Source organism: Pseudonocardia sp. NPDC049635, from assembly GCF_040659795.1.
GTDB lineage: Bacteria > Actinomycetota > Actinomycetes > Mycobacteriales > Pseudonocardiaceae > Pseudonocardia.
Genome location: NZ_JBFAON010000006.1, coordinates 41,559 through 67,715, shown reverse-complemented (window position 1 = coordinate 67,715; position 26,157 = coordinate 41,559). Strand labels below are relative to the sequence as shown.

The window sequence follows — 26,157 nt, the reverse complement described above, 5'->3', positions numbered from 1 at the left end:
CCGCAGCAGCCCGGCCGGAACGGGCATCGCTCCGTCGAGGTCGGCCGGCCGTACCGCTGGGGCCGACGGAACTGTCGGGGGCCTTCCCTATCCTCACCCGTACCCGCCGTCCCAGGGAGGTGAGCACCGTCCACTCCGCCTTCGCGTACCTGTCCACGGAGAACGCGCGTCTCTACCGCGAGATCATGCTCGCCTTCGTCGCGGCCAAGCGCCGCTTCACGGTGCACCTGCGCCCCGGTGACGTGGTGGAGGCACTCGAGGGCCGGTCCGGTCCCGACACGGTCGCCCGTGCCCTCACCGCGCTCGAGGGCTGGGGGAACCTGCGCTCCGATCCGGACACCAGCCGGGTCACCAGCGTCGAGGACTTCCACCGGGCCCGGTTCCTCTACCAGCTCACCCGCGAGGGAGAGGCCGCCGAGGAGGCCCTGACCGTCTACGACGAGGCGCTCGGCCGGCGCGGCGCGCTGCAGGCCGTCGCGCTCACCGACATCGCCCCCCAGCTGCGGGCGCTGCTGGAGCTGGCCGGGGCCGCCGAGCCGGACCTGGCGAAGGTGCACCTGTCGTTGCGCGCGCTGGTCGACCGGTTCACCGATCTCGCGGCGAACGCGCAGGCGTTCATGGGGTCGCTGCAGCGCTCGATCGACCTGCAGGATGTCGACGCCGAGGCGTTCCGCGCGTACAAGGACCAGCTGATCGACTACCTGCAGCGGTTCATCGCCGATCTCGTCGCGACCGGCGCGGAGATCGCGGGACTGGTCGAGCGGATCGAGGAGGGCGCCGTCGACCGGCTGCTCGATCTCGCGGCGCGCCGCGAGGCGGTCGATGCGGCGCCCGGCGGACCGGCCGGATCGGGCACCGACGACCCACGTGAACAGGAGTACCGCACCCGCCGGGCACTCTGGCAGGAGCGCTGGTCCGGCTTCCGCGGCTGGTTCCTCAGCGCCCCCGGGCACCCGTGCCAGGCCAAGCTGCTCCGGTCGCAGGACCGTGCCGCGATCCCCCAGCTGCTGCACGTCGTCGCCGCGCTGAACGAGCGCCGGACCGGGCGTTCCGACCGATCGGCCGACCTGCGGTCGCTGGCGCTGTGGTTCGCCCAGGCCCCGACCGACGACGACCGGCACCGGCTGTGGCGCGCAGCGTTCGGGCTGTCCGCCGGCCGGCACCTCACGGTGGACGCGGAGACGCTCGCCGCCCGCGAGGCCGACCCGGTGCCGCCCGGCACGCCGTGGGCCGACGCACCTGCGCTGCAGATCAGCCCCCGGTTGCGCCGCACCGGCAGCTACGAGCGGCGCGGGAGGGTCTCCCGGGTGCTCGACCGCAGTGAGCAGCGCCGCCACCTCGCCGAGCTGGCCGCCCGGGAGGCCGAGCAGCTCGCCGCGGCGCGGGCCGCCCTGAGCACCGACGGACCGATCAGGCTGGGTGGTGTCGGGGAGCTGGACGGTGACGCGTTCCGGCTGTTCCTCGGCCTGCTCGGCGACGCGCTCGGTGCGCTCGCCCCGGGGCGCCGGGAGGTGTCGACGACGAGCTCGGACGGTTCGATGGCCATCCGTCTCACCGCGATCGCCGATGCCGGGGGGTCGTCGTCCGGACCCCGGACGGTGAGTTCCGCGGGCCCGACCACGTGCTGCACATCGTCGACCTGGTCGGCGGGGCCGTGTCGGAACGCAGCGCATGACCGGCCCCGGCCTGGCGGACGCGCTCGCCGAGACCCGCCGATCCGAGCAGGTGCGCGCGGCCCGCGCGCTGCTCCGCAGGCCGGTGCTGCGGGCCCGCGGGCCTGACTCCGAGGACCTCGCGCTGGTGCGCCGGTATGCGAGCACCCTGCGGGAGTGGTTCGAGCGCAACACCGGCTGGCGGCTGGTCGTGGAGAGCGAGGTCGCCCGGCTGGTGAAGGTCGTCGCCGACGTCGACGACCCGACCCACCCCGCCCGGGACCCGCGCAGCCGGTCCCCTTTCACCCGGCGCCGGTACGTGCTGACCTGCCTCGCGCTCGGGGTGCTCGAGCGGGCCGAGGCGCAGGTGACCCTCGGCCGGCTCGCCGAGCAGGTGCTGCTGGCGGTCGCGGATCCAGACCTCGCCGACGCCGGGATCACCCTCACCCTGGAACGGCGGGAGGAGCGGAGCGATCTGGTCGCCGTCGTCCGGCTGCTGATCGAGCTGGGTGCGCTGGCCCGGGTCGCGGGCGACGAGGACGCGTTCGTCCGGTCCGAGGGTGATGCGCTCTACGACGTGGACCGGCGGGTGCTCTCCACGCTGCTGGTGGCGCCGCGAGGTCCGTCCACGATCACCGCGACCGGTTTCGCCGACCGCCTCGCGTCGTCGAGCTGACCGGCCCGGTGACCGACCGCGGCGAGGCCGTCCGGCGCCGCGACGAGGCGTGGCGGCACGCCGTCGCACCGCTCGACGAGATCGTCCGCAAGCGCCCGGAGCTGGCCGGCTGGCACGACCACCTGCAACGCACCGGCCTGGTGCGGCGGCTCGCCCCGCAGGTCGAGGACGCCACGGTGCTGCTCGCCGAGCTGGCGAGGGCGATCACCGGGCTCCCCGCCGAGCCGCAGCCGATCGGCCGCTTCGCGGAGCGTGTCCTCGGCTCCGCGCACGCGCTCGACCAGGGGCGCCCGCTGACCACGCTGCTGTTCCGCGCGGCCGTCGAGATCGGCGGGGTCGGCGAGGGGCGCGGCGCCGCGTGGGACCGCGCGGTCTGGGCATCGGTCGGTCTGGTCCGCGACGAGCTGTCCAGTACCGCGCTGACGCTCAACCTGTCCGCCGACACCGGAGCCGGGACCGGCGGGATGCTCGCCGCGATGCCCGGCGAGCCTGCGCTGCTGACGCTGCGCCAGCTGGTCCGCGACCCGCCCCGGTGGAACCTCCGCGGCACCGTCGTATCGGTCTGCGAGAACTCGGTCGTCGTCGCGGAGGCCGCGGACCGGCTCGGAGCCGGTTCGGGCCCGCTGGTCTGCACCGCGGGTCAGCCGGGTGCCGCGGTGATGACAGTGCTGCGGGGCCTCGCCGAGGCCGGGGCGACGTTGCGGCACCACGGCGACTTCGACTGGGGCGGGCTGCGTATCGCGAACCTTCTCGTCGCCGCGCTGCCGATCGCCCCGTGGCGCTACGACGCGGCGACCTACCTGCGCTGGGTGGGCCGGGACGGCGAGGGCACACCGTTGCGCGGCACCCCGGTCGAGGCCGCCTGGGATCGCGCGCTCGCCCAGGAGATGACGAGGATCGGCCGCTCCGTCGAGGAGGAGCGGGTGGTCGACGAGCTGGTGTCGGATCTACGGGGCCGCTGACCGACGGCCGGAGTCGACCGGGCGACCCACGGCGGGCCCTGCTGCACCCGCCGCCGACGGTCAGACGTTCCCCGGCACCTCTACCGGCGCCCCCGGGCCCGGCACCCGCTCTCCGCTCGCGGGTGCGGGGATGCGCCGGGCCAGCACGGTGGCAACGGCCGCCAGCACGACGACGACAGCTCCGTAGAAGATCACCGTCGAGCGCAGCCCGACCGTCGTCGCTGCGACGCCGGCGACCATCGCGGGCACGCTGAACGCCAGGTAGGCGAGGGTGTAGGTGGCGGCGAACAGTTCACCGCGCTCGTGCGGGGCGGCCAGCGCGGACAGGGCCCCGAAGGTCGCGTAGGCGGCCGACCCGAACCCGACACCCGCCACGAGCGTCCCGACGGTGGCCACCGGAAGCAGCCCGGCAACCGTTCCGGCCAGGGTGACCGTCGTGCCGAGCCCGAGCAGCGCAGCGGCCGGTGCCAGCACCCGGGCCGGGTCCCGGCCCCGCAGGGCGACCGCGCTCGCGGCACCGGTCAGGCACAGTGCCGCCACCACCAGACCCCCGACGAGATGGTTGCGCACCCCGAACGGGCCGGCCACCACCGACGGGCCCAGCGACAGGTACAGCCCACCCAGCGCCCAGCTCGCCACCAGTGTCGGGACGACCGCACCGAACCCCGGGCGGATCCGTCTCGGCACGGCGAGGCGGGGGCGCAGCGAGGCGATCGCGCCGGGCCGGCGGGTGATCGTCTCCGGGACGAGCGCGATCAACAACATCGCGACCAGCAGGCCGCCGAGCAGCAGCGCCCACACCAGCCGGGTCGGGGCGGGTGCGAACTCGACGAGGGCACCGGTGGCGAGACCACCCAGCCCGAGCCCGGTGAGCGGCGCGGCACCGTTGACCAGACCGGCCCGCTCGGGTTTCGGCGCGAGATCGACCAGGGCTGCTGGCAGCGTCGCCGTCGCCGCACCGGTCGCGACCCCCTGCACGATCCGGGCCGCCAGCAGCCAGCCGACGTCGGCGGCGAACAGGAACAACACCAGTGCGACGATCTCCGTCGCGATCGCCGCGAGCAGCACCGGACGGCGGCCGACGTGGTCGGACAGCGCACCGACGACGAGGAGCGCCGCGATCAGCGCGAGGACGTAGACCGCGAATACCGCGGTCAGCGTGAACTCGGTGAACGCGAACCGCTCCTGGTAGACGACGTAGAGCGGGGACGGAGCAGACGACGCGGCCAGGAACCACAGGAACGTCGCCGCGACGACGGCGAAGGCGACCGGCGGCGGCAGGCGGAACCGGTGCACGACCCCTCCTCGGGTTCGTCGGCGTTGCTCCGACGTGACTGAGCAGTGCCAACGACATGCGACCGTGCGGCATTCCCGGCCGGCTGCGCGTCACAACGATCCTGCCGGAACGGCGTGGCTGGTGGCAGGCTGAGCGGGTGCTGCGTGCATCGCCGGCCCGGGTGGGGCTGTTCAGCGTCCGCTACGAGATCACCCAGGACGGGCGTCCGGTGACCGGTTGGACCGCCCGGAGCTGGCAGCCGCACCGCGACCTGGTGATCGACGGCCACCCGTACGCGCTGCGTTCGGAGGGGATCGCCCGGTTCGCCCTGGAGGGCGACATCCGCGCGTACATCCTGCGTACCGTCGACCATCCCTACGGCCCGCTGTCGTTACCGCACTGGAACATCGAGGTCGGCGACCTGAGCTACCGGCTCGCCGGGGCCGGGATCGGGCGCCGGTTCACGCTGCTCACCACGGCGGACGCGGCGAACGAGGCCGGGCAGGTCTGGCGGACCGGAGCGCTGCGCCCGTCATACGCCGCGCAGCTCCCCGCCGCGCTGGCGTTGCCGGTCCAGGTGTTCGTGCTCTGGTCGGCGATGGCGATCTGGCGGGCCAGCGCCGCGGCCGCCACCGCCGCGACCGCCCGCTGAGCAGTCCCCGGCCGGGCCGTCGCGGACCGCGACCGGCCCCGGGCGCCGTGTCGGCGCCCGGGGCCGGTGTTCGGCTCACGCCTCGCCGCGGTATCCGGCTGCCTGCGCCTGCCACATCCAGCGGGCCTCCTCCAGCGCACGACCCAGCTCGATGAGCAGGTCCTCGGTGAGCGGGTCGGTCTTGGCGACCTGCTCGATGCGCGGGCGGAGCCGGTCCACGGCGACGTCGACGGTCGCCGAGACGGTCAGCACGGTGTCGGCGTCGGACACGTAGCCCTCCGGGAACTCCGGGAGTCCGGTGTCACGACCGACGGTCCGCACCCGGCCGTCCGGCGCGACACCGATGGCCGCGGAGCGCTCGGCGACGTTGTCGCTGTGCTCGCGGGCCAGGTCGACGAGCTCGTCGAGGTGCAGGTGGATGTCGCGGAACTGCCGGCCGACCAGGTTCCAGTGTGCCTGCTTGGCGACCAGGGACAGATCGATCAGATCGACCAGTGTCTCCTGCAGCACGCGACCGGTGATGTCGCGTGCACCGTCGTCGAGCGGGCTCGTGATCGGGGTTGCCATGGTTCGCACGGCTCCTTTCGCGTCGGTCCGGGATACGAGTGCCGGCGGGGGTCCCCCGCCTTCACCGGGTACAACGCCGGCCTCGCTACCGGTATGCCCCGAACCGTCGGCCCGCATGCGGTTCCGTGACCGGACAGACAACCGGTGAGGTATGCCTGACCTGCGAAAAGGCCGACCTACCGGGCGGCGTGCGTGATCAGCACCGGCACCGGCGAGTCGAGGATGATGCGCTGCGCGACACTGCCGGTGAGCAGCTTCCCGACCGGGCTGCGCCGCCGGACCCCGATGACGAGCAGGGCCGCCCCCGACTCCGCGGCGAGGTCCAGGATCGCCTCGGCCGGGTCGCCGCCGTCGTCGATCACCCGGACGTCGGTCTCGGGATCCCCGTCGGCACGCAGCGCGGCGAGCCGGGTCTCGACCCGGTCCCGCAGCGGCCCGCCGTCGTCGGGTTCGGTGTCGTGTTCGAACCGCTCCTGGTGCTCGGTCGCGAGCGCGACCAGCCTCGCACCCCGCAGCCGGGACTCGCGGACCGCGAGGTCGAGCGCGGCGGTCCCCTCGGGCGTCGGGCCGTAGGCCACACAGATCGTCATGGTCGCTCCCCATCAAGCGCGTGCGGACGGCGCCGACCCTAGTCACGGAATGGACCGAAACCGGGAAAAGTTCGTTGTGTTCGCATCGGACATAGAGTTATCGAAGCCGGACATTGGTAACCGGCTCCACCTGTGATTACCGTTTCCGCCATGCCACGACGGCAGGTCATCGCAGCCCTGGGAATCGTAGTCGTCGCCGCGCTCGCGGTGGCCGCTTTCGCCGACGCCGCCCGGTCCGGGGAGGGTCAGGCGGCACGCTCCAACCTCACCATGATCGCCCCTGCAGCCGCGGGCGGTGGCTGGGATCTCGTCGCCCGCGAGTCCCAGCAGGCCATGCGTACCGGGAACATCGTGAACACCGTCCAGGTGGTCAACATCCCCGGTGCGGGCGGCACGATCGGACTGAACCAACTGGCCGGGCTCGCGGGCGAGGAGACCACGATGATGGTCACCGGAACCGTGATGCTCGGCGGCATCAGCCAGTCCAGCAGCCCGCTGAGCCTGGCGGACACCACGCCGATCGCCCGTCTCGCCGAGGACTTCGAGGTCGTCGTCGTACCGGCGGACTCGCCGTACACCACCCTCGAGGAGATGCTCGTCGCGTGGGAGGCCGATCCGGCCACGCTGCCCATCGGCGGAGGGTCCGCTGGCGGCATCGACCACATGGTCGCCGCCCAGCTCGCGCAGGCGCGTGGGATCCCGGTGGAGAACATGGTCTACACCCCGCACCCCGGTGGCGGCGAGCTCACACTCAGCCTGCTCTCCACCGCCGCGGGCACGGTCGGCGTCGGGGTCTCCGGTTACAACGACTTCCGCGACCTGGTCGAGTCCGGCCAGCTGCGGGTGCTGGCGGTCGTCTCACCGGAACGACTGGCCGGGGTCGACGCCCCCACCATGGAGGAGCTCGGCTTCGGCGAGGTGGACCTCGTGAACTGGCGTGGCCTGGTCGCGCCGGCCGGGATCACCCCCGAGGAGCGGGCCGAACTGGAGGCGATCACCCGCGAGATGGTGGCCACCGAGTCGTGGTCGGAAGCGGTCGAGCGCAACCGGTGGGTGCGCAGCGAGATCTACGGCGAGGACTTCGAGAAGTTCCTCGTCTCCGAGCAGAGCCGCATCGACGATCTTCTGAAGGAGCTGGGATTGGCATGAGCCGCCGTCCTGCACATCTCTCGAGGGGCGCGCTCGTCGTCCCGGCCATCCTCGCCGCGCTGGGTGTCTTCCTCGTCTACGGCACCATGACGATGGAGGTCGTCGGTGGCGGCGGCCTGTTCGGCCCGACGACGATGCCCTGGATCGTCGCCGTGCTGAGCTTCGTCATCGCCGCACTGCTGGCATTCGACATCCTCCGACCGCATGCGGAGTACGACCGTCCCACCACCGGGGCGGACGCCGTCGGCCCTGACCGGGCCGAGGGGACCGACGGGGCCGAGCCGGCCGCGGCCGAGGGCGTCAACGGTCCGGCCGTGCTCACCGCGATCGGTGGTGTGGCCGGCTTCATCGTCGTGCTGCCGTTCCTGGGCTGGATCCTCTCGGCGACCGCCCTGTTCATCACCGTCGCCTACGCGCTGGGCAACCGGCGATGGCCGGGCATCGTCCTGGGCGGGCTGGCGATCTCCGCGGCGATCCAGGTCGTGTTCAGCGGCCTGCTGGGCATCTCCCTGCCCGCCGGATTCGTCGGGGGTTTCTGAGATGGAACAGCTGTCCAACCTGCTCGGCGGATTCGCCGACATCATGAGCCCATCGGCGCTGCTGTTCGTGTTCCTGGGCGCGCTGATGGGTACCGCGGTCGGTGTTCTGCCCGGTCTCGGATCGGCCATGGCGGTCGCCCTGCTGCTGCCGCTGACGTTCGTCCTGGAACCGACCAGCGCGCTGATCATGTTCACCGGGATCTACTTCGGCGGACTGTTCGGCGATTCCATCGCCGGCTTCCTCATGAACACCCCCGGCAACTCCACGGCGATCGCCAGCACCTTCGAGGGCCACCGCATGGCGCTGCGCGGTAAAGCCGCACAGGCCCTCGCCACCGGCGCCATCGGCGCCTTCATCGGTGGCATGGTCGCCTCCACGCTGGTCGTGTTCTTCGCCCCGACCCTCGCCGGACTCGCCACCGGATTCGGCCCGGCCGAGTTCCTCGCTCTCGCCGTGTTCGCCTTCATCGCGATCTCCGCGGTCGTCGCCGACTCCGCGCTCCGCGGCATCGCGGCACTCGCGATCGGCCTGACGCTGGCGCTGATCGGTATCGACCAGCCGTCGGGCAGCCCGCGGTTCTCCTTCGGCTTCTCCCCGTTGCTCGACGGCATCTCGATCGTCGTGATCACGGTGTCGCTGCTCGCGCTGGGCGAGGTGTTCAGTCAGGCCGCGAAGGTCGGGCGCGCCGACGACCAGCAGGCTGTCATGCCGACCGGTCGATGGTGGTTGTCGAAGGGCGAGTTCCGGCAGGCCCTGCCCGCCTGGCTGCGCGGCACCGCGATCGGCGTCCCGTTCGGTGTCATCCCGGCCGGCGGCGCCGAGGTGCCCACGTTCCTCGCCTACGGCACCGAGCGGCGCCTCGACCGGCGCAAGCCGGAGCCGACGTTCGGCAAGGGGGCCATCGAGGGCGTCGCCGCCCCGGAGGCGGCCGGGAACGCCACCGCCGGCACCGCGATGGGCGCGCTGCTCGCGCTGGGCCTTCCCACCTCCGCGACGGCGGCGATCCTGCTCGCCGCGTTCCAGCAGTACGGTCTGCAACCGGGGCCGCTGCTGCTGGAACGCTCCGGTGAGATCGTCTGGGCGCTGCTCGCCGGGTTCTTCCTCGCGATGGTCGTGCTGCTGATCCTGAACCTGCCGTTCGCCCCGCTGTGGGCGCAGCTGCTGCGGGTGCCGAAGTCCCACCTGTACGCGGGCATCGCGGTGTTCGCCGCGTTCGGTGTGTACGCGGCCGGCGCGAGCACCGTGGACCTGGTGATCATGTTGGTGCTCGGGGTGCTCGGGCTCGTGATGCGGCTCTACGACATCCCGATCGCGCCCGTCCTGATCGCGGTGATCCTCGGTCCGCTCGCCGAGTACTCGCTGCGGGACGCGATGGGCAACTCCGACAACGACCCGGCGGTGCTGGTGTCGAGCCCGATCACGATCGTGCTCTACCTGCTGCTGATCGCCGGTCTGGTGTGGACGGCGTGGCGCCGGTTCGCCGAGAAGCGAGCTGCCGACGTCTGACCTCCGGCCCGGGGTGGGCGACACCCTGCGCTCCCCACGGGGTGCAGCCCGCCCCTTCCCCCACGAGCGGATCTTCCACGGCTCCTCCCCACGGAAGATCCGCTCGTGGCATGCGTGACGCGCGAACCGGTGGCGCGGGTGATCACGTGCCCAGCAACCGCCGGCCGGTGTCGAGCAGCGCGGCGTCCGCCTGCGGTGGGTGCACCCGGACGCACAGGACGTCGCGCAGGTGCCGTTCGAAAGGCTGGTGCCGGCTGAGCCCCGGGTTCCCCAGCGCGGCCACCGCGGTCTCCACCGCCGCGACCACCGAACGGGCGATCTGCACCTTCAGCACCGACAGCTGCGGAAAGTGCGTGGTGTCGCCGGACTCGATCCGCAGCAGCGCACCGAACAGCAGCGTCTCGGCCTGCGCGACGAGCGCGTCGATCTCCCCGGCGACGGTGCGGATCCGGTCGGTCTCGGCGATCGGCCGCCCGAGCGCGGCCGGGACCCGCTCGCGGGCGTAGCGGACGAACGCGGCCCGGGCCGCCCGGGCGACGCCCACGTACAGCGCGGGATGGCCGAAGCTCGCCGGACCGGCGACGGCGGCCGGGTCCCGGTAGACACCGTCGGCGCCGCGCGGAATCTCGACGAACGCGTCGGCGGGCAGCGCCACCTCGTCGTGCACGACGTCGTGCGTGTTCGACGCGCGCAGCCCCAGGTGGTCCCAGGTGTCGACCCAGCTGATCCCCGGCAGGTCCGCGGGCACGATCAGATGCCCGACCCGGGGCGCCTCCGGATCGCCGTCCGGTTCGTCGGCAGTGGCCCACACGACGTGGTAGGCCAGCGCCGTCCCGCCGGTCGCGTAGGACTTGCGGCCGGACAGCACCCAGCCGTCGCCGGTGCGCCGGGCGACGGTCGCGGGGAGCCCACCACGGGCCGGGGCGCCCAGCTCCGGTTCGGCCCGGACCGCGTTGACCAGGGTCGGCTCGCGGGCCGAGCGGCGCAGCACCTCGGTGTATCGGGCCGCGGGCCAGCTCCCGGCCGTGGCCTGACCCTGGTGGGTGGCGAGGGTGTTCGCCGCGAGCAGCGCGACCGACGGGTCACCCTCGCCCAGGGCGACCAGGATCCGGGCGGTGTCCCGCGCGGACGCGCCCGGCCCGCCGAACCGCTCGGCGACGGTCGCGGTGAGCAGCCCGGCGCGGTGCACGGCCTCGATCCCGGCGACCGGGATCTCCCCGCTGCGGTCGTAGCGTTCCGCCGTCGCCGCCAGCTCGGCGGTGACGGCGGCGAGGCCCTCCTCGGACAGGTCCGGGGCGGGGAGGGTCGTGATCCGCTCGTCCAGCGCCGTCATCGGGCACCGGCCAGTGCGTCGGCGTCGAACCCGGGTGCGAGCGCGCCCGGGTGCTCGGCCTGCAGGGTGCCGCGACGGCCGGTCGCGGCCCGGTGCGCCAGCTCCTGGCGGACCAGTGGCAGCACGTGGCGACCGTAGTCGGCGGCGTCGGCGAGGGTGTCGTAACCGCGGATCGAGACCAGGTCGGCACCCACGTCGACGTAGTCGACGATGGCGGCGGCGACCGTCTCCGAGGTGCCGACGAGCGCGGTCGCGGCCCCGCCGCCGTTGGTCACCGCCGCCGTCCGGGTCCACAGTGCACGGTCGTACACCTCGGCCCGGGCGGCGAACGCCAGCGCCCGCTGGGAGCCGACGTTCTGCGGCGCCCCCTTCGGCAGGTTGGCGCGGAACGCCCCGCGCTCGAAGGTGGCACCGATCTTCTCCGCGTAGTCGTAGGCCTTGCGCCAGGCCAGCTCGTCGGTGCGGTCGATGATCGGGCGGAAGGTCACCCAGATCCGCGGCCGGGGGCGGCCGACGGCGTCGGCGATGTCGTGCACCCGCTGGATCTGGGCCCGGATCTCGGTGAGCGGTTCGCCCCAGAAGCTGAACACGTCGGCCTGCCGACCACCGATCTCGAACGCCTCGTCGGACTGGCCGCCGATGGAGATCGGGATGGTGTCGCCGTGGGGCCGGAAGCCGGGGCCGAAGTCGTCGAACCGGTAGAACTCACCGTCGTGGGAGAACGGTTCGGTCTCCGACCAGGCCCGGCGCAGCAGCTCGACGAACTCGGCGGTGCGGGCGTAGCGGCGTGCCTTGGGCAGGTAGTCGCCCTGGCGGGCCTGCTCGGCGTCGTTGCCCCCGGAGATCAGGTGGACGACGGCGCGCCCCTCGGTGAGCTGGTCGAGGGTGGCCAGCTGCTGGGCGACGACCAGCGGGTGCGCGGTGTTCGGCCGGACCGCGACGATCGGCCGGAGCCGCTCGGTGAGCTGCCCGACGGCGGAGGCGACGACGAACGAGTCCGCCGACGACGAGCCGTAGGGCAGGAGCGTGTAGTCGTAGCCGGACTCCTCCAGGGTGTGGACGTAGCGGCGGAAATAGGCCAGGTCGATGCCGCGGGTCGGCCTGGGCGCCAGCTCGGTGGACGGGTTGAGGTGCGAGAGCGAGATGAACTCGACGGTGCGGGCCGCGGTCGGCGGCACGGCATCGGTGGGCAGGCTGTCGGTTGTCACGGTGTCTCCAGGGGTGGTCGGGCGCAGCCGGTCAGATCGCCTTGCCGGGATTGAGCACGCCGCGCGGGTCGAACACCGCGCGCAGCTGCTGTTGCAGGTCGACGACGTCGTCGCCCAGCTCGTCGCGCAGCCAGCGGCGCTTGAGCAGGCCGACGCCGTGCTCGCCGGTGAGGGTCCCGCCCAGGCGCAGCGCGGTCGTGAACACCTCGCCCGCGCACGCCCAGACCTGCTCGTCGAGCTCCCGACCGGGTTCGAGGACGAGGATCGGGTGCAGGTTGCCGTCGCCGGCGTGCGCCATCGTCGCGATCCGGATCCCACTGCGGTCGGAGATCGCCGCGATCTCACCGACCGCCTCGGCGAGCCGGGACCGGGGGACGGCGACGTCCTCGACCAGCACCCGGCCGAGGCGTTCCAGCGCGGGCAGCCCGGCCCGGCGGGTGACGAGCAGCTCCTCCGCGCCGGTCGGGTCGGCGGCCACCTCGACCGAGCCCGAGCCCGAGCCGGCGAACGGCTCCACCACCGCCCGGACGGCGTCGATCTCGGCGTCGGCGCCGAAGCCGTCGGTCTGCACCAGCAGGAACGCACCGCCGCGCGGGGCGGGCCCACCGGCGTCGGCGATCGCGGTCAGGCAGGCACTGTCGAGCAGCTCGGCCACCGAGGGCTGCAATCGGGCCGCGGTGATCGCGGCGGCGGCCGCCGCGGCCGGTTCGATCCCGTCGAACCAGGCCGCCAGGGTGGCCGTGGCCACCGGCGCCGGGCGCAGCCGCAGGGTCGCCCCCACGATCACCCCGAGGGTGCCCTCGGAGCCGACGAACAGGCCGGTCAGGTCGTACCCGGTGACGCCCTTCACGGTGCGCCGGCCGGTGGCGATCCGGCGACCGTCGGCGAGCACCACGTCCAGGCCGAGCACCGAGTCCCGGGTGACGCCGTACTTGGCGCAGCGCAGGCCCCCCGCGTTGGTGGCGATGTTCCCGCCGATCGTGGAGATCGCCAGGCTGGCCGGGTCGGGGGCGTAGCGCAGGCCGTGCGCGGCGGCGGCGTCGAGGTCGGCGGTGATCACGCCCGCCTCGACGACGGCGTACTCGTCGGCCGGCGAGATCTCGACGATCCGGTCCAGCCCGCTCAGGTCGAGCACGATGCTGCCCGCCCCGGCGACCGCACCGCCGGAGAGCCCGCTGCCCGCGCCGCGGACGACGACCGGGGTGCCGGTGGCGTTCGCGTGCGCCAGCACCGCGGCGACCTCGTCCACCGATCCGGCGACGACGACGGCATCCGGGTCCGAGCCGGGATCGAAACCGGACCGGTCGAGCCGGGCCGCGGCGCGGGCGGCCGGATCGGTGGTCCAACCGGGCAGTGCGGCGGGCGCGGTGAGGGTGCCGGTCACGAGGGCTCCGGCCCGGTGGCGGCCGGGCGGTCCGGGTCGTTCGACCAGGCCGACCAGGAGCCCGGGTAGAGCGCCGCGGACACGCCGATCGCGGCCAGCGCGGCGACCTGGTGTGCGGCGGTCACCCCGGAGCCGCAGTACACCCCGACCTCCTTGCCGTCCACGCCGAGCGCCGCGAACCGCTCCCGCAGCTCGGGCAGCGGCCGGAACCGGCCGTCCGGGCCGAGGTTGTCCCCGGTCGGTGCGCTGATCGCGCCCGGGATGTGCCCGGCCCGGGGATCGACGGGTTCGGCCTCGCCGCGGTAGCGCTCCCCGGCGCGGGCGTCGAGCAGCACCCCGGACCCGGCGAGCGTCGCCGCGCCGTCGGCGTCGAGTGCCGGCAGCCGGCCGCCGTCGAGCACCACGTCACCCGGTTCCGGTTCCGGCACCTCGCCCGACCGCACGTCGAACCCGGCCTCCTGCCAGGCCGCCGTCGAGCAGCCGGACGTCGTCGTGTCCGCCCCAGCGCAGCAGCCACCAGGCGCGCCCCGCGGCGAGACCGCCGGACGCGTCGTGGACCACCACCGGCCGGTCCGCGCGCACCCCCCAGCGCCGGGCCGCGGCCTGCAGATCGGCCGGATCGGGCAGTGGATGCCTGCCGTCGAGCGGGTCGCCGGTGTGCCCGGCCAGCTCGGACTCGAGATCGACGTAGACGGCGCCGGGCAGGTGCGCGGCCCGGTGCTGCTCCCGGCCGTGCGGGTCGCCGAGCGCCCACCGGACGTCGAGCAGCACCGGCGGTGTCGGCCCGGCCAGCTCGGCGGCGAGCGCCGCGGGATCGACCAGTACGCCGGTGTCGGGCAGCGTGGCCGTCAGGTCCGCCTCGTCGAGCCCGCCGGCCGGGACGCCGGCGGCGACGGCGCGGCGCACCCGGTCACGGATCGCGGCGTTCCGCGGCGCCGTCGTGCCGTGCAGCGCGGCGAGCAGCACGATCTCGCCGTTCAGGAAGTCGGTCTCCGGCGGCACCCCGCGGCGCAGGCTCTGCCAGGTGGACCGTCTCGACGGCGGCCGGCCCGGCAGCGGCCGGGTGACCAGCGACGAGCGGTCCAGTGTGGATTCCGCCGCGAGGTCCGCGGCGTCCACCCCGGCCGTCCGGTAGACCGCGACGGCCTCCGCACGCAACGCCGCGGCGGCCCGGTCGCGCGCCCGGCCCGGCGGGTACAGCGCGTCGAGGGCGTTGCCGATGATCATCAGCAGCTTGCCCGCCTTCCAGCGGGCCACGTCGTCGACGACCTGGGTGGGATGGCGGGCGGCGGTGAGGTCGGCGGCGATCTCGGTGAGCCGGGCGTCCGCGACACCGCCCGGGTGACGCCCGATCCAGACCAGCCCGGCCGACGGCGCGCCGGGCGACTCGACCTCGCCGGGGGTCAGGTAGCCCGCCGGGGAGGCGATCACGGCGCCGTACACCGTCGTGAACCGGCGCAGCGCGGCCCGTTCGGTGTCCAGACCGTTCTGCAGGGTCACCACCGGGAGCACCTCGGCCGCGGTCCGGCCCTCCGGGTCCGGTACCGGGCGGGTTGCCCAGTCGGCGAGCGCGGCGTCCGCGTCCTGGGTCTTGGTCGCCAGGACCAGGATGTCGTCGGTACGCAGCGACACCTCGGATGCGGCGGCGACCGGCAGCGCGATCCGGTGCTCCGCCTCCGGTCGCAGGTACCGCAGACCTCCGGCCAGCGCCGCGAGCTGGGCGCCGCGGGCGACCAGGACCACCTCGCGCCCGGCGCGGTGCAGCTCGGCAGCGACGGTCGCTCCGATCGCGCCCGCCCCGATCACGACGTAGCGGGTCACAGCGCGCCGCCGCGCAGCTCGGTGTGCGTGACGGGGCCCGCGCCGCCGCGCAGCCGCTCCAGGAACAGCACCACCGTCGCCGCCGCGGTGCGGTGGGTCTGGTCGTTGAGCGCGTCGTGCACGCCGCCGGTGATGCTCACCAGCTCGGCCTGGTGCAGCGCGGCGTACCAGCCCCGGACGCCGGCGGGCGGGCTGAGCGCGTCGGCTGCTCCGTGCAGGCCCAGTACCGGAACTCCGACGGCACCGGGCCGGGCACGGTCCGCCCAGCCCGCAGGCACCGGTCGCGCGAGCGAGCCGCGGCGAACGGCTCCGTCACCGTCGAGCCGGGCACGGTGGGTCGGGCACGACGTGCGCAGCGCGAGTTCGCCGTCCCAGTCCGGCGGCCCGGTCACGACGCCCGCGCCGGGCAGCCCGGCCAGGACGAGACCGTCGATCCCGGTGCCGTCCTCCGCCGCGAGGCCGGCCGCCCACAGCGCGCCGGTGTCCGAGCCGACCAGCACCCGCGGCGCCGGTCCGGCCTCCCCCGGCTCGTCGGACGGCGTGCGGTCGAGCAGGTCGCGGACCTGCGCGCAGGTCCGCTCCTCGTCGACGGCCGGGTCGGACACCGCCCACACCCGGTAGCCGTCGGCGGCGATCCGGCGGCCGAACCGTTCGTAGACCGCGGCGTGCTCGCCGCGGCCGGGCACCACGACGACGGTGCCGCGCGGCCGGATGCCCTCGGGCTCCGACCAGGACGCGACCACCGGGACCGCTCCGACAGCAGTCATGACAGACCTCACCTCGTGCTCCGTGTTTCGGGGAGTGCCCGGGCGGCGGGAGCCGGGGCACGGCAACGGGCCGGCGGCGGGGCGCGGGACCCGGGACTCGCTAGCGGTGACGCGGACAGCGCGCGGAGCACACGGTGCCGTGGTCGATCACCCGGCGCCGGGTCAGCTCACCCGCGACGGCCCCGGTTCGGGTCGGGAGCGTCGTACGGGCCACGGGGACCAGGAGACCCTGTGCGGGGCCGTCCCGTCCAACGACGAATGTTCATCACAATTGATCACGATTCGCAATCGGTGCTGGTAGCGTCCGGCCGTGCCCGCCGTCCTCGACATCACCGCGCTCCGCAGCATTGTCGCCGTCGCCGACCAGGGCGGCTTCCACCGGGCCGCCGAGTCGCTGATGCTGTCGCAGTCCGCGGTCAGCCAGCACGTACGCAGGCTGGAGAAGGCGGTCGGGCGGCCACTCGTCCGCAAGGACGGCCGGGCCAGCCGGTTCACCCCCGAGGGCGAGGCGCTGATCGGGGAAGCGCGCCGCATCCTCGCCGCGCACGACGACGCACTGCGCAGGCTCGGCGTCGGCGACCCGCGCGAGTCGCTGGTGCTGGGATCCACCGAGCACGCCGCCGACGAGCTGCTCCCCCGGGTCATGGCCCGGCTGCAGGAGGTCTTCCCCGGCGTCGCGGTCCGGTTCCGGCTCGACCGCTCTAGCCGCCTCAACGACGCCGTCGACCGGGGCACCCTCGATCTCGCCATGTACATCGGCGACCCCGCCGACGCGCCCGCCGGGCTCAGCGTGCACGCCGGGGCCATCCCGCTGACCTGGTACGCGGCGCCCGGCTGGCGCCGTCCGGTGGACGCGCCGATCCCACTGGTGGTGATCGACAGCCCGTGCACCATCCGGCGGCGCGCGCTGCGCATCCTGTCCGACAACGGGTTGCCCGCCACCGTCGTCGGGGAGGCTGCGTACCTGGCCGGGGTGCTCAACGCCGCCCGCGGCGGCCTGGGCGTCGCGCTCGTCGCCGGGCTCGGCGCAGCCCCCGAGGGGCTGGAGGTGTGCAGCGACCTGCCGCCGGTGCCGCCCGAGCGGCTGCACCTGCGGGTGCGCGCCGGATCGGACCAGCGGCTACTGGAGACGGCGGTCGGCGCACTGTCCCAGGTGCTGGTCGGCGAGGGAGCGGAACCACCCGGTGCGGGCTGACGGCCCCGGCGCACACGTCACAGCCGGACCCGGCGCACACGTCACAGCCGGACCCGGCGCGCACGTCACGGCCGGACCCGGTGGCACCGGGCGGCCCGGTCCAGCAGCCGCCGGTCCACCGGCCGGGCCAGCAGCTCCCGTGCCCCAGCGATGCCGACCCACCGGATCTGGTCGATCTCCCGCCCGGCCACGAACGGATCGTGGGCGGTGACCAGCATGAGCCAGTAGTGGGCGATCTTGGGCCGGTCGGCCTCGTCGTCGTAGCGCAGCGGCCCGAGGTAGTCGCGGAGCACGCAGCGCAGGCCGGTCTCCTCCCAGACCTCCCGTAACGCGGTGCCGCCGACGGTCTCTCCCGGATCCTGCTTGCCCTTCGGGAACGACCAGTCGTCGTAGCGGGGACGGTGCACCAGGACCACCTCGGGCCCGGTGGGTCCGCCGCCGCGCAGTACGACGCCGCCGGCGGCGATCACGGGAACGGGCATGACGTGAACTCCTTCGTGCGGCCCGCCCGTAGCGATCAGGGAGCGAGGATCCCCCGCTTCCCGTCGTGCTTCACCAGCTCGAAGCGGGTGACGGTGTCCGCGATGTCGACGACCTCCGGATGGGTGTTGCGGCCGGTCAGGACCGCGCTGACGCCGGGGGCCCGGTCGGACACGGCGCGCGCCACCTCGGCGGCGTCCAGCCACCCGTTGTCGATCGCATGGGTGATCTCGTCCAGCACGACCAGGGCGGGACCCCGGCCGGCAAGCGCCGCGACGGCCGCGGCCCATGCCCGCGCGCAGAGCTGTTCGGGATCGTGCGCCCAGGTGAGCCCGCGGGTGAGCACCGGCCAGCCGACACCCAGCCGATCGGCCATCGCGATCTCGGCCGCGTTCCAGCCGCCACCCTTGAGGAACTGCACGACGGTGGCGGGCCATCCGGCACCGCGCGCCCGGACCGCGTAACCCACGGCTGCGGCCGTCTTGCCCCAGCCCTCGCCGGTGAACAGCAGGACGAGATCATCGCGGGGCCGACGTGCGGGCCCCGGGCCCGGCTCCATCCGCGACCCCCTCCGTGTCGGGTGCGCTCGGGTGCGCACCGAAGACGACGACGCCGTCCCGGTCGACGTCCAGGTGCACGGTGTCGCCGACGGCGAGCCTAACCGGATGCTCGACGGTGACGGTGCCCGCGGCACCGATCCCCACCCGGGTGGAGTGACCGCGCCCGGTGAACACGCTGGACAGCACCCGCCCCGGCAGGTGGCCGGCGGGATCGATCCGGACCGCGGCCGGGTGCACCAGCGCGACGGACTCCCCGGCACCGTCACCGGGGCCGCCGTCGCGGCCGGTGATCCGGGCGCCACCGGTGCCGGGCAGGGTCCCGTCCACCACGCCCCGGCCGGCCGGGGCCACGCCGTCGACGACGAGCCGGGCGGTGTGCCCGGTCAGCGAGGCGACCCACGGCGTCCGCGGCCGTTCGAACACCTGCTGCGGTGTCCCGGACTGGACCGGCCGGCCGCGGTGGAGCACCAGGATCCGGTCGGCGACGGCGAGCGCCTCGACGATGTCGTGGGTGACGTAGAGCGCGGTGGTGCCGAGCTGGGTGAGCAACCCGGCCAGTTCGTCGCGGGTGTGCGCCCGCAGCTGGACGTCCAGGTTGGACAGCGGTTCGTCGAACAGCAGCAGCCGGGGCCGGGTGGCCAGCGCGCGGGCGATCGCCACCCGTTGGCGCTGCCCGCCGGAGATCTCCGCCGGGCGGCGCCCGCCGAGACCCTCCAGCCCGAGGAAGTCGATCAGCTCGTCCACCCGGGCCCGTCGCGCCGCCGCCGTCGTGCGGTGCCGCCCGTGCCGCAGCCCGTAGCCGATGTTGTCCCGCACGCTCAGGTGCGGCCACAACGCGTAGTCCTGGAAGACCATGTTCATCCCGCGCCGCTCGGGCGGGACCACCCGGCCCGGGGAGGACAGCACCTCGTCGCCGACGACGACCTCGCCGCGGTCGGGCGCCTCCAGTCCCGCGACCAGGCGCAGCAGTGTCGACTTGCCGCAACCCGACGGACCGAGGACCGCGAGCGTCGAACCGGCGGGCACCGCCACGTCGACCTCACCGACACCACCGCCACCGGGGTAGCTGCGGCCCAGACCGCGTAGCTGGACCGGTTCGCCACTCATCGGGTCTCCTCTCGGGCGGCGGCCTCCAGCCGCCGTCCCTGCCGGGCGGCGAGTGCCGCCAGGATCAGCACCAGCGCGGCGGACAACACCGCACCGGCCGTGGCGTAGCCGTAGCGGCCACGGTCGAACTCGGTCAGCACCACGACCGGCAGGGTCGGGAAACCGGGCGGGGCGAGCATCGTCGTGGTGGCGAGGTCGAACACCCCCATCGCGAGGACTGCGACGAACGCCGACACCACCGCCGAGCCCGCGAGCGGGACCAGCACCGTCCGGATCCGGGCGGCGAACCCGGCCCCGCTCAGCGCGGCGGCGGCGAGGAACCCGCCGGGTAGCCGGGCCAGCGCCCCGACCTGCAACCGGACCGACACCGGGAGCGCGGACGCCACCCCGGCCAGCACCAGCAGCACCGGGCTGCCGTAGAGCGCGAGCCCGGCCGAGGCCAGCACCGGCTGGTTCCAGACGAAGATGAAGCCGACGGCCAGCACGATCCCCGGCACCGCCAGCGACACCGTGCCCGCCAGGTCGACGAGCACCCGCGCCCGGAAGCCGGTCGAGGTCAGCACGACCGCGCACAGGAAGCCGAGCACCGTGGTGAGCACGGCGGCCGCGATGGCGACCAGGACCGAGTTGCGGGCGCCGATCAGCAGCTCACCCTCGGCGAACGCCGCGTGATAGTGCCCGAACGTCAGGTTCGACCAGGTGAGTCCGCCGGACACGTTGTGCGACAGGGAGACCAGCAACGACGATCCGAGCGGGACGACCAGTGTCAGGCCCACCACGGCGGCGGTCAGCACCGTCCACCGGGCCGGTCGGCGGGCCGGCGGGGGGTCGATGCGCGACGCCGTGCCGGTCAGCGCCCCGCGGGCCCCGCGCCGGACCGCCCACAGGTAGAGCAGCATGGCGGCGATCAGGATCACCACCAGGTAGAACGACAGCACACCGGCCGAGTCGAACCGGACCGGGCTCTGCCGGACCGACGCGTAGATCGCATACGGCAGCGTCGGGAAGGGATAGGCGGTGGACAGCGCCGCCGGGAGCCCGAAGTCGCCGAGCACGTCGACGAACACCAGCACCGCCCCGGACAGCACCGCGGGCCACAGCAGGGGCAGCCGGACGGTGCGCAACACGGTCCACGGCCCGGCGCCGGACAGCGCCGCGGCGTGCCGGTGCGACCGGTCGTCCCACCGCAGCGCCGCCGACACCGCCAGGTAGGCCAGCGGGTACTGGGTGAGACTCATGATCACGACCAGACCGCCGGGCGAGAGCACCAGCGCGGTCACCCAGTCCTGCCCGAACCCGGATGCGATCCCGCTCGGTGACGCCAGCAACACCCAGCCCTGCGCCAGCACGAACGACGGGCTGACCAGCAGGATCCAGGCGGTCGCGTCGAGCAGCCGGGCCCCCGGGAAGCTCACACCGGTCCGCAGCAGGGCCAGCCCGGTGCCCAACGCACCACCGAGCACCATCGCGCCCCCGGCGAGGACCAGCGAGTTGACCAGGCCCGTCCGCCACAGCGGCCGGTCACCGATCCCGGCGAGCAGCTCCGGCCGCCACACCGACCCACGGACCAGACCGAGGCCCGGCGCGACCCCCTGGAGCAGGACGAACAACAGCGGAAGCCCGACCAGCACCACGAGGACCGCCACCATCGCCCAGCCCAGCACGTCCTCCGCGGCCGGTGACGGCCGCCGGACCCGGCGTCCGGGAACCGTCACCGGGGCGGTCACCGGGCCAGCTCGTCGGCGAACCAGTCCTTGATGTCCGCCTCGTTGTCGGCGGCGAACCGGGCGTCGGTGATCAGCAGCGGGGTCTCGGCGGGCCGCTCGGGCGGCAGCGAGGACGTGTCGGTGCCCTCGACCAGCGGCGTGACCACGCCGTCGTCGCCACCCTCGGCCATCAGGTAGGTCATGGTCTCCGGGGTGAGGAGCCAGTCGAGGAACTTCTGCGACGCGCACGGCCGCGGGGTGTCCGCGCTGATCGCGGCCGCCCGCACGACACCGAGGGCGCCCTCCTCGGGCCAGACGATGTCGACCGGGTCGCCGGCCTGCATCAGCTGGTAGACGTGCTGCTCCTGCAGCGCCGCGACCGGCACCTCACCGGTGACCAGCGCCTGGCCGAGCGGCCCGTTCTTCGGGTACACCCGCATTCCCGAGTCGATCAGCTCGGAGAACCAGGCCTGGGCCGCCTCGGTCCCCATGTCCTGGAAGAACCAGGAGACGACCGGATAGGCCGGTGCCGCGACGGCCGGATCGGCGAATCCCACCGGCCCGGACAGCTCGCTCCAGCTCTGCGGGGCGTCCTCGGCCGGCACCAGGTCGGTGTTGTAGGCGATCAGACCGGCGGCGTGCTCGCTCACCGGCAGCCACGCGTTGTCCTCCGGGGCCATCTGGTCCGCCTCGGCGGTCAGGTTCGCCCGGGACTCCGACGTCCAGCCGGTGAGCAGCATGTCCTGGTCGGCGAGGGACTGCAGGCTGCCGTGGCCGTCCAGGAGGACGACGTCCCACTGGGGGTTGTTGGCCTCGGCGGCGATCCTGGCCAGGATCTCCCCGCCGCCGAGGTCGGCGATCTCGGTGGGGATGCCGGTGTCGGCGGTGAACCGCTCGCTCAGCGTCGCTCCCCACGGGTTGAGGTAGATCCGCAGCGGCCCGTCCTCGGCCGTGCAGGACGCGGCGAGCGTCTCGGATGGGTCGGCGGCGTCGCGGGCGGCGGCGGGCTGCCCGCCACACGCGGTCAGGGTGGCGACGACCGTGGCCAGCACGGTCGCGGTCGCCGCTCGGGTGGCGGATCTCAACGCGTCCTCCTCGTCGGTTCACCCGGGTGGGTCCCGGTACGACGACGACGCTAGGCAGGCGGCACGGGCGGCCCACGACGTCGTGACGGCGACGAGCGGAGGGTCCGGTGAAGCCTGTTGTTCACCTGCGCCGGCGACGGAGTGATCGTTCACCTTCCCGATGTCGTGATGTCACCTGCGGCGCTTCCCATCGCCATCCGCGTCGGGCAGGGCGTTCCGGTCGATCGCGGTGTGCTCACGCCGACCGGCACGTACTGCGAGGACGCCTGGCTGACCACCGCCACCCTGCTGCGCGAGACCCGCACCCTGCGCCACCTGGTCGCGTTCCGGCCCGGTGTGCTCTCGCCGACGCTGGCCGCCCAGATGGCGTCGACCTACCAGCGGCTCTCCGGCGGCCGGCTGATGCTCAACATCGTGACCGGCGGGGACGAGAACGAGCAGCGGCGGTTCGGCGACTGGGCGGCGCACGACGAGCGCTACGCCCGCACCGACGAGTTCCTCACCGTGCTGCGTGCGGCGTGGGGCTCCGAGCCCGCCGACTTCACCGGTGAGCACTACCGGATCGAGGGCGCGACGACGTTCGTGCCGCCCGACCCGGCCCCGCCGATCTACTTCGGAGGATCGGCGGACGCGGCACTACCGGTCACGGCCCGGCACGCCGATGTCTACCTGACCTGGGGCGAGCCGCCCGAGGCGGTGGCGGAGAAGATCGGCAGGGTGCGCACGCTCGCCGACGATCTCGCCGAACCTGTGGGCCGGCATCGGCCTGGTCCGCGGTGGTGCCGCCACCGCGCTGGTCGGCAGCCACACCGAGGTCGCCGACCGGATCGCCGAGTACCACGACCTCGGCATCGAGGAGTTCGTGCTGTCCGGGTACCCGCACCTGGAGGAGGCCTACCGGGTCGGCGAGGGAGTGCTCCCGGAGCTGCGCCGCCGCGGGCTGCTCGCGCCCGCGGTCCGGTCGTGACCGCCCGGCCGGTGCCCGACCTGCCCCTGTCGACGACGTCGTCGCCGGTCGACGGGCCACGGCGCGACCTCGGGTGGCCGGCCCGCGCGGCGCAGGTGACCTTCGTCGCCCGGACCGGGAGCCGCCGGGTCCCCGCTGTAGGTTGGGCGGCCGTGCCGACCGCCCCGCCGGCGCGGACCGCTCCCCCGGGTGCGACCGCAACGGTGGCCCGGTCCCCTCGGTGACGTCCCCGGAGCACCCGCTTCCGCTGCCGTCCCGGATCCGTACCGGCCGCGCCGGTACCCGGCCGCGACCCGGCCCCGGCACCCGACCCCGACGCACCGCCGCGCCGTTCCCGCCGACGTGATCCGTCCGCGGAACGGTGCCGAAAGGAACCCACGATGCGCCTGTTGCGCGTCCTGTCACTGCTGATCCCGGCCGCCGTCCTCGCCGCCGGGTGCGCGGCACCCGGCTCCGCCCCGTCCGGTGAGGGCGACGGGGACACCCGGACCGTCCGGATCGGTGTCGCCGACGGCGCCGAGCCCTACTGGAACGTGTTCACCGAGAAGGCGGCCGCCGAGGGCATCACCGTCGAGCTGGTGAACTTCACCGACTACAACCAGCCGAACCCGGCGCTGTCCCAGGGCCAGCTGGACCTCAACCAGTTCCAGCACCTCCAGTACCTCGCGAACTACAACGTGCAGAACGACGACACGCTCGTCCCGATCGGGGCGACCGCCGTCTACCCGCTGCCGCTGTACTCGACCCGGCACTCCGACCTCGCGCAGATCCCCGACGGCGGCCAGATCGTCATCCCGAACGACGCCGTCAACCAGGCCCGCGCGCTGAACGTGCTGCAGTCCGCCGGACTGCTCACCCTGACCGACGGCGGCACCACGACCTCCACCCCGGCCGACGTCGACCAGGCCGCCTCGAAGGTCACCGTCACACCGGTGGACGCAGCCCAGACCGCGGCGAACCTGCCGAGCGCGGACGGCGCGATCGTCAACAACAACTACGCGACCGCGGCGAACCTGACCGCCGACCAGGTGCTCTACCAGGAGGACCCGGACTCCGAGGCGGCGAAGCCCTACATCAACCTGTTCGTCGCCCGCGCCGACCGGGCCGACGACCCGGACCTCGCCACCCTGGTGCGGATCTACCACGACCAGGAGGTGCTCGACGCGGCCCGCGAGGACCTCGGTGAGGACGGCGTGTTCCGGGACAACACCCCCGAGGACCTGCAGCAGACCCTGGCCGGCATCGAGCAGCAGCTGCGGGCCGGCTGATGGATGCCCCGGTGATCTCGTTCGCGGGCGCCACCCGCACGTTCCCGGCCCGCCGCGGCCCCGGGGTCACCGCCGTGGACGACGTCGATCTCGACATCGCCGAGGGCGGGATCACCGGGGTGATCGGCTGGTCGGGGGCGGGCAAGTCGACGCTCGTCCGGATGATCAACGCGCTCGAGCTGCCGACCTCCGGAACGGTGACGGTGCGCGGCCGGGTCACCTCGGAGCTGTCGGAGAAGGGACTGCGGGAGCTGCGCGGAGAGGTCGGGATGATCTTCCAGCAGTTCGCGCTGCTGAACTCGCGCACCGTGGCCGGCAACGTCGGCTACCCGCTGAAGGTCGCGGGCTGGTCCCGGGAGGCGCGCCGGGAACGCGTCGCGGAGCTGCTCGCGTTCGTCGGTCTGGCCGATCTCGGCGGCCGCTACCCGGTCCGGCTCTCCGGCGGGCAGAAGCAGCGCGTCGGCATCGCCCGTGCGCTCGCCACCTCACCCGGGATCCTGCTCGCCGACGAGGCCACCAGCGCGCTCGACCCGGAGACGACCCGCGAGGTGCTCGCCCTGCTGCGCCGGGTCAACCGGGAGCTCGGCACCACCGTCGTCGTGATCACGCACGAGATGGAGGTGGTCGCCGCGATCTGCGACCGGGTCGTCGTGATGGAGGCCGGGAAGGTCATCGAGCACGGACCGGTGTACGACGTGTTCTCCGCGCCGGCACAGCCCGCGACGGCGCGGTTCGTGCACGGCGTCCTGCAGGACGTGCCGTCGGCCGAGACCGTCGGCAGGTTGCGGGCCCGCTTCCCGGGCCGCCTGGTGACGGTCGCGGTCGGCGGCCCGGGCGGTGGCGAGCACGCCCAGGAGGTCCTGGCCCGGGTGACCGCCGACCACGGGGTGCGCAGCACCGTCGTGCACGGCGGGATCCGGGAACTCTCCGAACGCCCCATCGGCAGCCTGACCCTGGAGCTGACCGGCGCCGACGACGCGGTCCGGGCCGTCGTCGACGAGCTGTCCCGGCACACCCGGGTCACGGAGGTGGCGGGATGAGCGACTGGGAGACGTTGCAGCCGGTGCTCTGGCTGTCCCTGCTGCAGACCGTCTACATGGTGTTCTGGACGATGCTGATCGCGGGCGCGCTGGGCCTGCTGCTCGGCGTCGCGCTGCACACCACCCGGGCCGGCGGGCTGTACGCGAACCGGGCCGTGTTCGGCGTGCTGAACGTGCTGGTGAACCTGGTCCGGCCGATACCGTTCATCATCTTCATCACCGCCGTCGGGCCGTTGACGCTGCTCGTGATGGGCACGACGATCGGCACCCGGTCGGTGCTCTTCCCGATGATCGCGATGGCGACCTTCTTCATCGGCCGGATCGTCGAGCAGAACCTCGTCTCGGTGGACCCGGCCGTGATCGAGGCGGCCCGGGCGATGGGCGCGAGCCGTTTCCGGATCGTGTGGAGCGTGCTGGTGCCCGAGGCGCTCGCCCCGCTGGTGCTCGGTTACACCTTCACCTTCATCGCCGTCGTCGACATGTCGGCGATGGCGGGCTACGTCGGCGGCGGCGGCCTGGGCGACTTCGCGATCGCGTACGGGTACCAGCAGTTCAACTGGCCGGTGACGCTGCTGACGGTCGCCGTCATCGTGGTCATCGTGCAGCTGGCGCAGCTGCTCGGGAACACCGTCGCGCGCCGGGTGTTGCACCGGTAGTAGCGCACCG

The 26,157-nt window shown here is 73.9% G+C and carries 25 protein-coding genes and 1 pseudogene; 12 read left to right on the top strand and 14 right to left on the bottom strand.

From position 1 onward, the window contains the following. Positions 1-119 precede the first annotated feature (119 nt). From AB0J24_RS09920 to AB0J24_RS09910, 3 genes are read left to right on the top strand one after another with little or no spacing between them, the layout of a single operon-like run. Positions 120-1,781: a TIGR02677 family protein gene (locus AB0J24_RS09920; RefSeq protein WP_358678277.1), complete on the top strand. Its 1,662-nt coding sequence runs from the start codon at positions 120-122 to the stop codon at positions 1,779-1,781. Beyond that, a complete protein-coding gene (locus AB0J24_RS09915) occupies positions 1,672-2,328 on the top strand; it encodes a TIGR02678 family protein (protein ID WP_358678274.1) in 657 nt (218 codons plus the stop codon). Before AB0J24_RS09920 ends, AB0J24_RS09915 begins: the two co-directional genes overlap by 110 nt. Positions 2,329-2,336: 8 nt before the next feature. Then, positions 2,337-3,290 carry a TIGR02679 family protein gene (locus AB0J24_RS09910; RefSeq protein WP_358678271.1) on the top strand — a complete coding sequence of 318 codons (954 nt, stop codon included), beginning with the start codon at positions 2,337-2,339 and terminating at the stop codon, positions 3,288-3,290. A 60-nt stretch (positions 3,291-3,350) separates the two neighbouring features. Here AB0J24_RS09910 and AB0J24_RS09905 read toward each other — a convergent pair whose 3' ends face one another. Continuing rightward, on the bottom strand, positions 3,351-4,586 hold the full coding sequence (locus tag AB0J24_RS09905; protein WP_358678268.1) for an MFS transporter: 1,236 nt from the start codon (positions 4,584-4,586) through the stop codon (positions 3,351-3,353). A 137-nt stretch (positions 4,587-4,723) separates the two neighbouring features. Between AB0J24_RS09905 and AB0J24_RS09900 the strand changes: the two genes are divergently transcribed. After that, complete coding sequence (locus AB0J24_RS09900) at positions 4,724-5,218, top strand: hypothetical protein (protein WP_358678266.1); 495 nt, start codon at positions 4,724-4,726, stop codon at positions 5,216-5,218. A 75-nt stretch (positions 5,219-5,293) separates the two neighbouring features. Here AB0J24_RS09900 and AB0J24_RS09895 read toward each other — a convergent pair whose 3' ends face one another. Together AB0J24_RS09895 and AB0J24_RS09890 are read right to left on the bottom strand one after the other, a co-directional pair. Further along, on the bottom strand, positions 5,294-5,785 hold the full coding sequence (locus AB0J24_RS09895; RefSeq protein WP_358678264.1) for a DNA starvation/stationary phase protection protein: 492 nt from the start codon (positions 5,783-5,785) through the stop codon (positions 5,294-5,296). Between the two features lie 176 nt (positions 5,786-5,961). Beyond that, positions 5,962-6,375 (bottom strand): universal stress protein, encoded by a 414-nt coding sequence (locus AB0J24_RS09890; RefSeq protein ID WP_358678261.1) that lies wholly within the window; start codon positions 6,373-6,375, stop codon positions 5,962-5,964. A 150-nt stretch (positions 6,376-6,525) separates the two neighbouring features. Between AB0J24_RS09890 and AB0J24_RS09885 the strand changes: the two genes are divergently transcribed. Genes AB0J24_RS09885 through AB0J24_RS09875 form a run of 3 tightly spaced genes read left to right on the top strand, consistent with a single transcriptional unit; the run spans position 6,526 to position 9,570 of the window. Beyond that, positions 6,526-7,524 carry a tripartite tricarboxylate transporter substrate-binding protein gene (locus AB0J24_RS09885; protein ID WP_358678258.1) on the top strand — a complete coding sequence of 333 codons (999 nt, stop codon included), beginning with the start codon at positions 6,526-6,528 and terminating at the stop codon, positions 7,522-7,524. After that, positions 7,521-8,063 carry a tripartite tricarboxylate transporter TctB family protein gene (locus tag AB0J24_RS09880; protein WP_358678255.1) on the top strand — a complete coding sequence of 181 codons (543 nt, stop codon included), beginning with the start codon at positions 7,521-7,523 and terminating at the stop codon, positions 8,061-8,063. The genes AB0J24_RS09885 and AB0J24_RS09880 overlap by 4 nt, the downstream gene beginning before the upstream one ends. A 1-nt stretch (position 8,064) precedes the next feature. Beyond that, a complete protein-coding gene (locus tag AB0J24_RS09875) occupies positions 8,065-9,570 on the top strand; it encodes a tripartite tricarboxylate transporter permease (RefSeq protein ID WP_358678252.1) in 1,506 nt (501 codons plus the stop codon). A gap of 142 nt (positions 9,571-9,712) precedes the next feature. Here AB0J24_RS09875 and AB0J24_RS09870 read toward each other — a convergent pair whose 3' ends face one another. Genes AB0J24_RS09870 through AB0J24_RS09845 form a run of 6 tightly spaced genes read right to left on the bottom strand, consistent with a single transcriptional unit; the run spans position 9,713 to position 16,083 of the window. After that, the gene (locus tag AB0J24_RS09870; protein ID WP_358678249.1) at positions 9,713-10,903 is read right to left on the bottom strand and encodes an acyl-CoA dehydrogenase family protein; all 1,191 of its coding nucleotides are present in this window, start codon (positions 10,901-10,903) and stop codon (positions 9,713-9,715) included. Next, positions 10,900-12,111, bottom strand: coding sequence for an LLM class flavin-dependent oxidoreductase (locus tag AB0J24_RS09865; RefSeq protein ID WP_358678246.1), 1,212 nt, complete (start codon positions 12,109-12,111; stop codon positions 10,900-10,902). The genes AB0J24_RS09870 and AB0J24_RS09865 overlap by 4 nt, the downstream gene beginning before the upstream one ends. 31 nt (positions 12,112-12,142) lie before the next feature. Next, positions 12,143-13,495, bottom strand: a complete 1,353-nt coding sequence (locus AB0J24_RS09860) for an FAD-linked oxidase C-terminal domain-containing protein (RefSeq protein WP_358678243.1) — start codon at positions 13,493-13,495, stop codon at positions 12,143-12,145. Further along, complete coding sequence (locus tag AB0J24_RS09855; protein ID WP_358678240.1) at positions 13,492-13,923, bottom strand: rhodanese-like domain-containing protein; 432 nt, start codon at positions 13,921-13,923, stop codon at positions 13,492-13,494. The genes AB0J24_RS09860 and AB0J24_RS09855 overlap by 4 nt, the downstream gene beginning before the upstream one ends. Beyond that, positions 13,901-15,316, bottom strand: a complete 1,416-nt coding sequence (locus AB0J24_RS09850; protein WP_358678237.1) for a 2-dehydropantoate 2-reductase N-terminal domain-containing protein — start codon at positions 15,314-15,316, stop codon at positions 13,901-13,903. Before AB0J24_RS09850 ends, AB0J24_RS09855 begins: the two co-directional genes overlap by 23 nt. Beyond that, on the bottom strand, positions 15,313-16,083 hold the full coding sequence (locus AB0J24_RS09845) for a lysophospholipase (RefSeq protein ID WP_358678235.1): 771 nt from the start codon (positions 16,081-16,083) through the stop codon (positions 15,313-15,315). The genes AB0J24_RS09850 and AB0J24_RS09845 overlap by 4 nt, the downstream gene beginning before the upstream one ends. Positions 16,084-16,393: 310 nt before the next feature. Between AB0J24_RS09845 and AB0J24_RS09840 the strand changes: the two genes are divergently transcribed. Beyond that, on the top strand, positions 16,394-17,278 hold the full coding sequence (locus tag AB0J24_RS09840) for a LysR substrate-binding domain-containing protein (RefSeq protein WP_358678232.1): 885 nt from the start codon (positions 16,394-16,396) through the stop codon (positions 17,276-17,278). Positions 17,279-17,343: 65 nt separating this feature from the next. Here AB0J24_RS09840 and AB0J24_RS09835 read toward each other — a convergent pair whose 3' ends face one another. The 5 genes from AB0J24_RS09835 to AB0J24_RS09815 are packed head-to-tail and all read right to left on the bottom strand — an operon-like array spanning position 17,344 to position 22,216. Then, the gene (locus AB0J24_RS09835; protein WP_358678229.1) at positions 17,344-17,760 is read right to left on the bottom strand and encodes an NUDIX hydrolase; all 417 of its coding nucleotides are present in this window, start codon (positions 17,758-17,760) and stop codon (positions 17,344-17,346) included. Between the two features lie 35 nt (positions 17,761-17,795). Continuing rightward, positions 17,796-18,317, bottom strand: a complete 522-nt coding sequence (locus AB0J24_RS09830; protein WP_358678226.1) for a cob(I)yrinic acid a,c-diamide adenosyltransferase — start codon at positions 18,315-18,317, stop codon at positions 17,796-17,798. Continuing rightward, positions 18,277-19,425, bottom strand: coding sequence for an ABC transporter ATP-binding protein (locus AB0J24_RS09825; RefSeq protein WP_358678223.1), 1,149 nt, complete (start codon positions 19,423-19,425; stop codon positions 18,277-18,279). Before AB0J24_RS09825 ends, AB0J24_RS09830 begins: the two co-directional genes overlap by 41 nt. Next, entirely contained in the window at positions 19,422-21,152 is a 1,731-nt protein-coding gene (locus tag AB0J24_RS09820; protein ID WP_358678220.1) for an iron ABC transporter permease, read from the bottom strand. Before AB0J24_RS09820 ends, AB0J24_RS09825 begins: the two co-directional genes overlap by 4 nt. Beyond that, positions 21,149-22,216: an extracellular solute-binding protein gene (locus AB0J24_RS09815; protein WP_358678218.1), complete on the bottom strand. Its 1,068-nt coding sequence runs from the start codon at positions 22,214-22,216 to the stop codon at positions 21,149-21,151. Before AB0J24_RS09815 ends, AB0J24_RS09820 begins: the two co-directional genes overlap by 4 nt. A 228-nt stretch (positions 22,217-22,444) precedes the next feature. Here AB0J24_RS09815 and AB0J24_RS09810 point away from each other — a divergent pair. The 4 genes and pseudogenes from AB0J24_RS09810 to AB0J24_RS09795 all read left to right on the top strand — a co-directional run. Continuing rightward, positions 22,445-23,183, top strand: a pseudogene (locus AB0J24_RS09810) (LLM class flavin-dependent oxidoreductase); the annotation flags it as partial. A gap of 380 nt (positions 23,184-23,563) precedes the next feature. Then, positions 23,564-24,451 carry a MetQ/NlpA family ABC transporter substrate-binding protein gene (locus AB0J24_RS09805; RefSeq protein ID WP_358678215.1) on the top strand — a complete coding sequence of 296 codons (888 nt, stop codon included), beginning with the start codon at positions 23,564-23,566 and terminating at the stop codon, positions 24,449-24,451. An 11-nt stretch (positions 24,452-24,462) separates the two neighbouring features. Further along, positions 24,463-25,491 carry a methionine ABC transporter ATP-binding protein gene (locus AB0J24_RS09800; RefSeq protein WP_358678212.1) on the top strand — a complete coding sequence of 343 codons (1,029 nt, stop codon included), beginning with the start codon at positions 24,463-24,465 and terminating at the stop codon, positions 25,489-25,491. After that, entirely contained in the window at positions 25,488-26,147 is a 660-nt protein-coding gene (locus AB0J24_RS09795; RefSeq protein WP_358678209.1) for a methionine ABC transporter permease, read from the top strand. The genes AB0J24_RS09800 and AB0J24_RS09795 overlap by 4 nt, the downstream gene beginning before the upstream one ends. The last annotated feature ends 10 nt before the right edge of the window (positions 26,148-26,157 follow it).